General features: G+C 71.0%; 7 protein-coding genes. 3 read left to right on the top strand and 4 right to left on the bottom strand.

The genetic code is table 11. From position 1 onward, the window contains the following. Nucleotides 1-423: 423 nt before the first annotated feature. A complete protein-coding gene (locus tag ACFYQA_RS18205; protein WP_381358190.1) occupies nt 424-828 on the bottom strand; it encodes a peptidoglycan-binding protein in 405 nt (134 codons plus the stop codon). A gap of 423 nt (nt 829-1251) precedes the next feature. Between ACFYQA_RS18205 and ACFYQA_RS18210 the strand changes: the two genes are divergently transcribed. After that, nucleotides 1252-2070 carry an ArsR/SmtB family transcription factor gene (locus ACFYQA_RS18210; protein WP_388918396.1) on the top strand — a complete coding sequence of 273 codons (819 nt, stop codon included), beginning with the start codon at nt 1252-1254 and terminating at the stop codon, nt 2068-2070. Nucleotides 2071-2122: 52 nt separating this feature from the next. On the opposite strand, the gene ACFYQA_RS18215 is transcribed toward ACFYQA_RS18210, so the two are convergent. From ACFYQA_RS18215 to ACFYQA_RS18225, 3 genes are all read right to left on the bottom strand, one after another. After that, a complete protein-coding gene (locus tag ACFYQA_RS18215; RefSeq protein WP_388918399.1) occupies nt 2123-3496 on the bottom strand; it encodes a hypothetical protein in 1374 nt (457 codons plus the stop codon). A 190-nt stretch (nt 3497-3686) separates the two neighbouring features. Beyond that, complete coding sequence (locus ACFYQA_RS18220; protein WP_388918402.1) at nt 3687-4289, bottom strand: hypothetical protein; 603 nt, start codon at nt 4287-4289, stop codon at nt 3687-3689. Between the two features lie 106 nt (nt 4290-4395). Beyond that, nucleotides 4396-5622 (bottom strand): DNA sulfur modification protein DndB, encoded by a 1227-nt coding sequence (locus ACFYQA_RS18225; protein ID WP_388918405.1) that lies wholly within the window; start codon nt 5620-5622, stop codon nt 4396-4398. Between the two features lie 241 nt (nt 5623-5863). On the opposite strand from ACFYQA_RS18225, the gene ACFYQA_RS18230 reads away from it, so the two are divergent. Continuing rightward, entirely contained in the window at nt 5864-8101 is a 2238-nt protein-coding gene (locus ACFYQA_RS18230) for an N-6 DNA methylase (RefSeq protein ID WP_388918408.1), read from the top strand. 115 nt (nt 8102-8216) lie between these two features. After that, nucleotides 8217-10142 (top strand): N-6 DNA methylase, encoded by a 1926-nt coding sequence (locus tag ACFYQA_RS18235; protein WP_388918411.1) that lies wholly within the window; start codon nt 8217-8219, stop codon nt 10140-10142. The last annotated feature ends 76 nt before the right edge of the window (nt 10143-10218 follow it).

Consider the following 10218-nt stretch of genomic DNA (forward strand, 5'->3'; position numbering starts at 1 on the left):
GATGCGGCGCATACCGCAATCAGCTGGGGCCTGTCCGGCGGATCAGGCCGAGTCGGGGGACCGCTCGCCTTTTGTGCCGGTGAGTGGGGCAGCCGGCACGGCCCTGCTCTCGTATAACTACGGCCAGGTGGCGTGTAGCGCCGAGTAACGGTCCTGGAATCAACGGAGTTGGCGTATCCGGCGTCCGCCCGGACCAGGCAGACACTGCGGAAGCCGACACCGAGCCGGGCCAGGACCGCACCGTCGCCGGCACGGTCCTCCCAGACCTCAACTGGTCTCCGGGTCCAGGTGCCCGGTGCTGCTGTCGCCTGACAGGCCGAGGCGCCTCCGGCACCGCTTCGGGTGCCGGAGGCGCCGGGCGCTGCCTCTGCGTGGAGCCGGGTGACGAGGCCTCCGGGGCTCACATGGGGTCGGTCAGGTTCCTCAGGGAACGCGGACGCAGTTCGTGCTGCCGTTGACTGGCTCGTGCCTGATTGCCTTGCGGGTGTTCGGGCCGTATTCCCCGTCCGCCGGCGTACCGGCGGCTCGCTGGGCATTGATAAGCGCGTTCCGGGTGGCGGTGCCGAAGTCGCCGTCCTCGATGAGACCAGCCTTGTAACACTTGTTGAGCGTGGTCTGCAGCTGCCGGACGCCGACGCTGTTGTTGCCCCGCACCATGTTGCAGGTAGCGCTGGGGGTCGCCCGGTAGATCGGAACCCAGGCTCCCGCGTACGTGCCGGCCGAGTCACACGTGGGGGTCGCGGCCGAGGCCGGACCCGCGGGCGCCAGAGCGATCATGCCTGCCGCGAACGCCGTGGCCACGCCAACCGCAGCATTTACCTTGCGCATGAGTTCTCCTCCGAAAGGGCAGGGCCGGTGACCCTGTCGTGCGCCCAGAGTGCCGGACGGAGGAACCTTGGGCCACGACTTTCCATCTGGCTGCAACAACCATGGTCAGTGCGGCGTACGGCATGCAGAATTCTGCCGGGACGAGAGGGCAGGACGGGACGAGAGGGTGGCGCATGCTGAGAGTTCATTTCACCAGTGAAGACCTGCTCCGTATGAAGGTGGCGCCAGGGCCAGACCCCATGTGGGAGGGGGTACTCAGCGCTAACTTGCTTGGCAACCGCGACGGGCAGGCAGTTTTCGGTCCCTGGCGTGCGCGGACACGCGCTGGACTCCGCCACCTCGCCCCCGGACATGCTCAGCTGATTCGCTGCCTCGCACCGCCACGCAGCGACTTCCCCGACTTCCTCACTCCGCCAGAGGCGGATGTACAGCCTGGAGGCAGGCATCGACGCCATCCTCGCCGCCCCGGCCCGGCGATTACGCGCGGAATTGGCGGTCCTTCCCACTGCGCCGGCATGGATCCGCCCTCTGGCCGAGGGCGATCTGGCCGCCGTCACGAACCTCGGCCGCGCGCTGCTCGGCTACCACCAGGTCGCGATCGCCCCGTACTGGCCCCGGATCCGGGCCCTCGTCGAAGCGGACCGGGCGGTGCGCGCACGCTCCCTGCTCGACGGGGGAGCTGATGGCCTGCTGCACAGCATGCGACCGACCCTCCGCTGGAACCCGCCCGTGCTGGAAGCCGACTACCCGGTCGAGCGTGACGTCCACCTCGACGGCCGGGGCTTGCTCCTGATCCCGTCCGTCTTCTGCTGGCGCACTCCGGTCTCCCTCATCGATCCGATCCTCGACCCGACGCTCGTCTATCCCGTGTCCCGAGGGGCGGAATGGTGGACGGTCGCCCGCACCGGCCAGGCCGCGGACCGTGCCCTGGCCCGCGTGCTCGGCCCGGGTCGTGCGCTGACCCTCCGCATGGTCGAGGAGGGCTGCACGACGGGTGAACTGGCCCGGCGGACCGGCCTCGCCGCGCCCACGGCCAGCCGCAACGCGACGGCCCTCCGGGAAGCCGGATTGATCGCATCCCTGCGGACAGCGAACACGGTGACCCATGTCCTCACCCCGCTGGGGGCGGCCCTGCTCAGCGCCGACTCCTCGTACGGGCCCGGACACCACCTCTCACCCGCCGGTACGGATCATCGCCAGGCCCAGGCCGGCAGAGACCGGTCGGCAGCGTCCGCCCTGTGAAGCGCGGGTTCGGAGCAGCCGCTCGAACGGCTGCCCCGAACCCGCGGGCCGGTCAGTTGACGGCCAGGACCGCCGTGTTGTTCGTGAGGTCCGGGTCGAAGTCGAAGGGGTACTCGCCGAACTCGCCGTACGGAGGGTGGATGCTCACGGCACCGGTCGCGCCGGGCACCACGGTGTCGATGTGCACGGAGAACGCGAACGTGTGCTGGGTGTCCTCCAGCACCCAGTACCGCAGGTCGCAGTCGTAGCGCGGGGCGCCCGTCCGCTTCGGGTAGTAGCCGCCGTCGAGGATGCGCGGGGAGCAGCCGGACGGCACGCCGGTGACCTTGGTGCCCTCGGGCACGACCAGCCGGACCTCGGCGACCGGGTCGCCGGAGCCGAGGTTGCCGAGCCAGGCCGGGCCGTTGTTCTTGAACGTGAGCTCGGCCGTGACCGTCTCGCCCGCCGCGCCGGAGACGGCGTCACCGGTCACGGAGAAGTCCGCGGTGTTTTCCGCGCCGATCTGGAGGGCCGCGTAGTCGTTCTGGTAGTCGATGTCCTGGGCACCGTCGCCCGGCTCGACGCCGATGTCGAGCCGCTCGTTCAGCGCGTGCGGGGCGAGTCGCACCGTCAGCGGTTCGGGCAGTTCGAAGGAGTCGCCCGGCGCCAGCACCTGGTCGAACGTGCAGATTGCCCTGTTCGACGGTGCGTAGTCGTTGCCGTCCGTCGTGGTGTAGGTGCAGGCGTCGTACCGGGTCAGATCCGTCAGGCCGTACGAGGCGTGCAGCTTGACGGTGAACCCGTTCGCGCTCTCGTTGCCGTTGTTGGTGATCCTGAACGGGATCGTCCGCTCGTCGCCGGGCCGGCCGGCCTCGATGTCGGCGACGGGGTCGATGGCGAGGTCGGGCCCGGCGCCGACGGTGAGCGTGGTATCGAAGCTCTCGTGCGGCGCGGTGAGCGTGCCGTCGGGGCCGCCGGTGGCCGTCGCCTCGTAGGTGATCCTGCCCTGTGCGCCGACTTCGGCGCCGTCGGCCGCGCGCACCGTCAGCAACACCTGGTGCTTGTAGTCGCTCCCGATCGTGGGCACCACGGGAACGTCGCACACCGCACTCGTGCCGCTCGGCGTGCAGTTGTCGGGCCAGGTCACCTCGGCGACCCCGGTGAGGTCGGAGATGTCGACGGTGAGCCTGCCGTCGGTCACCGTGAAGTTCTCGTTGTCGTGGGAGAGGCCGACGCGGAGAGTGCGGGACTGCGGCTGACCGCCGTCGGTGCCGAGCGGCAGCGTCTGCTCGTACGGCTTGTTGATCCACAACTGGTCGGTCTGCGGCGGGTCGTCGTCGGCGAACGCGGGCGCGGCGAGGCCGGCGGTCAGCAGGCCGGCCGCCGCCACCACGGCGGCGCCGGATCTGAGCCGTACCGGGCGTCCAGCAGAGAACAACAGTCTCATTGCTACCCCCCAAGGGTGTGGTAACGCGACTGACGCGCCAGCAGCCCCGGCGCACCGGCAAGATCATCACATGGCAGGGCAGTCCGCCGCGCCCCGGTTTCCGACCCTGTCGGAGAACACCCTTATGTCGGCCAACCCCTGGCCGCCGAGAAGGACTTCGACAACCTGGAGGGGTGGACCCTCCACCGGCTCAGCCCACCCTCTTCCACTCCTGGCACCGGTTGGTCTTGAAGTACTCGCCGGTGTTGAGGGTCACCCGTCCCGGGCCGTTCAGGTTGTTGTTGGCGATGATGGAGCCGAACTCGCCGCTGGCGTCCTTGGCCCGTTCCCAGTAGCAGCCGAAGTCGCCGTCGGCCCCGGCCGTCTTGTACGTGCCGGCCTTGATGTCCTCGCCGACGACGTACTCGCCCTCTCCCGAGAAGCTGGTCGCCGGGCCCGGTGCCTTGGTCTTCTTCGGCTTGGCGGTGACCGTCTCGGTCTCGGTGACGGTGGGGGCGGGGGCGGGCTTGGCGCCGCCGCCGTCGGCCTTGGCGGTTTCGGTGACGGTGGCCGTCGGCCTCGGCTCGGACTTGGTGTCGGCGGCTGCCGTGTCCGCCGCCGCCGTGCCGTCGCCGCTGCTTCCGATGCCGACCCCGATGAACAGGGAGACGAAGGCGACCGCGCCGTACTTCAGCCACCGGCCGCGCTGCTTCGGGGGCCGCGCCGGGCCGGTGGGGGTGCCGAGGCCGAAGGGGCCCTGGGTGCCGGGGCCGGGCTGCGGAGAGGGGGAGTGGAAGGGCTGCTGGAAGGACATGGTCGTGCTCCGTTTCCGTGTGATGCGCGCATGGGTGTGATGCGTGCGTGGGATCGCGATGCGGGATGAGGTGGAGTCGAGAGGCGCGTGGGCGCGGCGCCCGGGTTCAGAAGCCCCGGATCCTGCGGCCCGCCTCGGTCGCCGGGTAGAGGATCGCGTCGGCGACCCGGCCGCCCGAGTCCTTCACGCCGCCGCTGAAGTTGAGGCGGCCGGAGGTGCCGGCTTTGGCGGCGACGCCGTCCCAGTACTTCGCCTCGCGCTCCCAGTGGATGTCGTCGAGGAGCCGGACCAGGTCCTCCACGCGGAACGTGGTCGCCGATTCGCTCCACGGCATCGTGTGGTGGACGGCGATCCCCAGTCCGGCGAGGACGGCGGGCGCGGTGAGGGCGCTGCGGTCCGTCAGATGACGGGCGTAGCGGGCGATCAGCCGGCCGAGCACCGGGACGACGGCCTCCTCCACCGGCTCGGGCCGGTTCCTGCCCGGCAGGTCGTTCTCGTGCACGGGCTCGGCGGACCGCTGGAGTCCGCCGCGCCCGTAGAGGGTGGTGACGACGAGGGCGCGCAGCGCGGAGAGGGTGACGACCTCGCGGTCGCCGGCCGACACCTGCCGCTTGCTGACGTTGACGAGCCGTGCGAACGGCACCCGTTGACCGTCCACGTCGACGCGCACGGAGTCGGCGACCAGGTGGGCGAGCCGGGTGCCGGCGTCGCGCTGGTCCATGGACATCGCGAGGTTCTTGGCGACGTCGACGCCCTGGACGTTGCGGTCGTAGAAGATCTGGCGCGCGTCGGCCGGGGCGAGGTCGACGTACAGCTCGAACGGGAGGCGGACCCGGGCGAGTTCGGGGTACGTCAGGCCGTACGTCTCGGGGTCGTCGTAGAGGTCGTGCCAGGCGGTGGTCTGGGTCTCGTCGTCGATGGCGACGACCATGGTGCCGGGCGCGACGGTGAGGGTGCGCAGGCCGCTGCCGGGAACGAGTTCGTCGCTGAGCGCGGCGAGCGGTCCGGCGTGCCAGAGCGTGATCGGCGGGGTGGACCAGGCGGCGCCGAGTTCGCCCTTGAGGCCGGCGGCGATGTACTCGGCGTACGGCCCGACGTTCTTGCCCTTCTGCGAGGACTTCAGCGTGCGCTGGACGGTGGCCCGCAGTTCGGCGTGGCGGCGCACCAGGCCGGAGGCGGCCTTCAGTCTCCTCGGGTCCTCCTCGGCCCGGGGTGACGGGACGAGCTGGACGAGTGTGGGCACCGCCATCGTTCCGACGACGGCGTCGGCGCGGAACGGCATGACGGTGAGCTGGGTTCCCTCGACGGCACCGGTCGGCATGGTCAGGCGCATGGTGACTCCCCCCGGAGTTCGGACAGGCGTGAGAGAGCAGGCATCGGATGTGGGGCGGCGCCGCTGGACCTCACGGCGGAACGGCACGACCGGACGGGGCCGCCGAGCCGGACGGCCGCGACTCCCTGCGGAAGCGTCACCAGATAAGCACGTCATTGAAAACGCTGTCAAACACCTAGACAGATTTGACGGGTGCTGTAGGTTGTTGACGTCCGCTATTGAGAGGCTCAGGTCTTCCGTCATGCCCCAGCAGTCGTCCGCGCAGGTGACCGCCGCCGAGATCTCCCGCATCGCCGGGGTCACGCGTGCCACCGTCAGCAACTGGCGCCGCCGGTACGACGACTTCCCCGAGCCGTCCGGCGGCGCGGAGAGCAGCCCCCTGTACGACCTGGAGACGGTCAGGACATGGCTCGCCTCGCGCGGCTACGCCTCGGCGGCCAGCCCGGCCGAGGAACTGCGCACGACCCTCCGCCTCAGCACCCACAGCACCAGCGACGGCGATGACGCCGGTACGGCGGACCTGCTGCTCCTCGTCCTGGCGGCGGCCCGCCGCACCCCGGACCAGCTCACGGACGCGGCGCGGCTCCCGGACACGGACCTCGCCGTCCGCGCGGAGCGCGACGCGGCGGACGTCGCCGACGCCGTACCCGGCGGGGGCGGCGTGCGCTTCGCGGACACCGACGCCGCCGTGCTCCGCGCGCTGTACGTGTGCGTACGGGATGAGGGCGGCCAGGCGACGCTGGGCGTGCTCGCGGAGCGGGAGCTGGAGGACAGCGCGGCGAGCGGCGCGTACCGCACGCCGCCCCCGCTCGCCGATCTCCTCGCACGCCTCCTCCCCGACGCCCCGGCCCGCGTCCTGGACCCGGCCTGCGGCAGCGGCGCCCTGCTGGAGGCCGCCGCCCGCCGGGGCGCTGCCGAGCTGTACGGCCAGGACGTCCTCCCCGTGCAGGCGCGGCGCAGCGCGGTGAGCCTGCTGCTGACGGCCCCGCCCGGGACCACCGTCTCCGTCCGCGCCGCCGACAGCCTGCGCGCGGACGCCTTCCCCGACCTGACCGCCGACGCCGTGCTGTGCAACCCGCCGTTCGGCGACCGGGACTGGGGACACGACGAGCTGGCGTACGACCCGCGCTGGGCGTACGGCGTACCGGCCCGCGCCGAGTCCGAGCTGGCCTGGGTGCAGCACTCCCTCGCCCACCTCACCCCCGGCGGCCACGCGGTCCTGCTCCTGCCGCCCGCGACGGCCGGCCGCGCCTCGGGCCGCCGGGTCCGGGCGGAACTGGTCCGCAGCGGCGCCCTGCGCGCGGTGGTGGCGCTGCCGGTCGGCGCGTCGGTGCCGTTCCACATCGGCCTGCAGATCTGGATCCTGCAACGGCCCGAGCCAGGCGGCGCCGAGCGCAAGTCGGTGCTGTTCGTCGACACCGCCGAGTCGTCGGCGGCGGACGCGAAGACGGACGCGCGGACGGGCCCGCGCACCCGGGGCGGCAGCCGGTCCGCCTCGCTGGACTGGGCGCGGGTCACCGGCCGGGCCCTGGACGCGTGGCACGCCTTCGCGACGGACCCCGACGCCTTCGAGGGCGAGCCCGGCGTCGCCCGCGCGGTCGACGTGGTCGACCTGCTGGACGAGACCGTCGACCTGACGCCGACCCGTCTCGTACGCGCCTCACGCTCCGAGGTGGACCCGGCGAAGCTGGCGGCGGAGGCCGACGCGACGCGCCGGAACCTGGTGAAGGCCGCCAAGTCCCTCGGCCGCGCGGCCGGTTACGACGACTGGGACGCGGCGGGAAGTTCGGCCCGGGAGTGGCGTACGGCGACCGCGGCCGACCTCGCGCGGGGCGGCGCGCTGACACTGCTGCGGACGACGCCGGAGGGATCACGCGGGCGCGGAGACGACGACGGCGCCGGCAAGGGCGGGCGGGAAGCGGGCGCGGACGCGGCCCGCCCGGTCTTCACCGGCTCGGACATCTCCCGGGGCTCGGGCCCGACGGGCGACCCGGCGACGGTACGTACGGACACGGCGCCGGTGATCGCCGCCGGAGACGTGCTGGTCCGCGCGGTCGCGAGCGGTGGCGGCGGTGCGATGGCCCTGGTCGTCGGGGAGGCGGAGGCCGGTGCGCTGCTCGGCCCGCACGTCCACCTGTTCCGGCCCGACCCGGCCCGCCTGGACGCCTGGTTCCTGGCCGGGTTCCTGGGCGCCGAGGACAACATCGCGGGGGCATCGACCGGCAGCACGGTGCTGAACGTCAGCCCCGGCCGGCTGCGCGTACCGCTGCTCCCGCTGGAGGAGCAGCGGCGGTATGGGGAGGCGTTCCGCCGCGTCCACGAACTGCGGGCGGAGGCGCAACGGGCGACGCGGTTGGCGGAGGAGACAGCACGACTGCTGGCGGGCGGGCTCACCGGCGGGCAGTTGCTGCCGTCGTCCCGGGAGACGGCGGCGGATGCGGCCCCGGTACGGGGCCGGGGTGACGATTCGCCCCATTAGGCACACAGGGCTGCACAGATAGACCACACTTGTCGGACCGCCCCGGCCTGCCAGTCGACCTGGCTCGGCGGGGGTGGTGGGGTTGGGACGTTTCGGAAGGAATCCGGGGATCCACTTGAACAGCGGTAAGCACACGGAGTTGGCGAACCACGCGTGGTCCGTCGCCGACCTCCTGCGGGGGGACTACAAGCAGTCCGACTACGGCAAGGTCATCCTGCCGTTCACGGTGCTGCGACGGCTGGAGTGCGTACTGGAGCCGACGCGCGAGAAGGTCACGGCGCTGGCGGAGCAGTACAAGGACGGCGACATCGACCCGGACCGCTTCCTGCGGCGGGCCGCGGGCCACTCCTTCTACAACAAGTCCGGCCTCACCCTGAAGAAGATCGCGGCGGACCCGCAGAGCGCGGCGAAGAACCTCACGGTGTACGTGGGGTCGTTCTCCGACAACGCCCGTGGCGTGCTCGACCGCTTCGAGTTCGCCCAGCAGATCAAGCGGCTCGACAGCTCGGGGCTGCTCTACCAGGTCATCGGCAAGTTCACAGACCTGGACCTGCGCCCCGAGACCGTGCCCAACCACAACATGGGCTACATCTTCGAGGAACTGATCCGCCGCTTCGCGGAGCAGTCCAACGAGACGGCCGGTGAGCACTTCACGCCCCGCGAGGTCATCCAGCTCATGGTGCGGCTCCTGGTCGCCCCCGACGGCGACGGCCTCCAGCTCCCGGGCGTCGTCCGCACGGTCATGGACCCGGCCTGCGGCACGGGCGGCATGCTCTCCGCGACGGACGACCTGATCAAGGAACTCAACCCCGACGCCACGGTGGAGGTGTACGGGCAGGAGCTCAACCCCGAGTCCTGGGCGATCTGCCGGTCCGACCTCATGATCAAGGGCCAGGACCCGGAGAACATCGCCTTCGGCAACTCCTTCTCCGACGACGGCCACACCCGCTCGACCTTCGACTACATGCTCGCCAACCCGCCGTTCGGCGTGGAGTGGAAGAAGGTCAAGGAGGAGGTGGAGCGGGAGCACCTGTCGCTGGGCGACGCCGGCCGCTTCGGTGCGGGACTGCCGCGCATCAACGACGGCTCGCTGCTGTTCCTCCAGCACATGATCTCCAAAATGAAGCCGGTGGACGTCAACGGCGGGGGCGGTTCGCGTATCGCGATCGTCTTCAACGGCTCCCCGCTCTTCTCGGGCGGGGCGGGCTCTGGCGAGTCGGAGATCCGCCGCTGGATCCTGGAGAACGACTGGCTGGAGGGCATCGTCGCCCTGCCGGACCAGCTCTTCTACAACACCGGCATCTCCACGTACTTCTGGATCCTGACCAACCGCAAGAGCCCCGACCACAAGGGCAAGGTCGTGCTGCTGGACGCACGCGACCAGTGGCAGAAGATGCGCAAGTCGCTGGGCGACAAGCGCAAGCAGCTCAGCAAGGGCCACATCGCCACGGTGGTCAAGCTGTACGGCGAGGCCCTGCACGCGGCTGCGGACGCGGAACACCCGCTGCACGGCAAGGTGAAGGTCTTCGACAACACGGCGTTCGGGTACCAGCGCATCACCGTCGAGCGCCCGCTGAAGCTGCGCTTCGAGCTGACGGAGGAGACGCTGGCGGCGCTGGAGGCCTCGAAGGTTGTCCAGAAGCTTCCGCAGGCGTCGCTGATGCTGGAGGCGTTCCGGGAGCTGGAGGGCAGCAGTTGGGCCAAGAAGGCGGACGCGTGGCTGGCGTTGAAGGACGCGGTGATCCAGGCCGGCTCTACGTGGCCGTCTGGGGCGCCGTTCTTGAAGGCGCTGCGGGATGCGGTGGGGGTGCGGGATCCGGAAGGGGAGGTCCAGCTGGTCAAGGGCAAGCCGGAGCCGGATGCAGAGTTGCGGGACTTCGAGAACGTGCCGTTGGGTGAGGACGTCGAGGAGTACCTGGAGCGAGAGGTTCACCCGCATGTGCCGGGTGCGTGGATCGACAACAGCAAGACAAAGATTGGGTACGAAATTCCGTTCACTCGGCACTTCTATGTGTACGAGCCGGCGGTGTCAATTCGTTGAAGCAACACCTTCGGTCAGGGCTCGCTGGAAGGCTTCCTGTGGGGTGAGGTAGCCGAGACAGCGGCGGGGCTGGTTG

This window comes from Streptomyces sp. NPDC005774 (assembly GCF_042871645.1).
Lineage (GTDB): Bacteria > Actinomycetota > Actinomycetes > Streptomycetales > Streptomycetaceae > Streptomyces > Streptomyces pratens.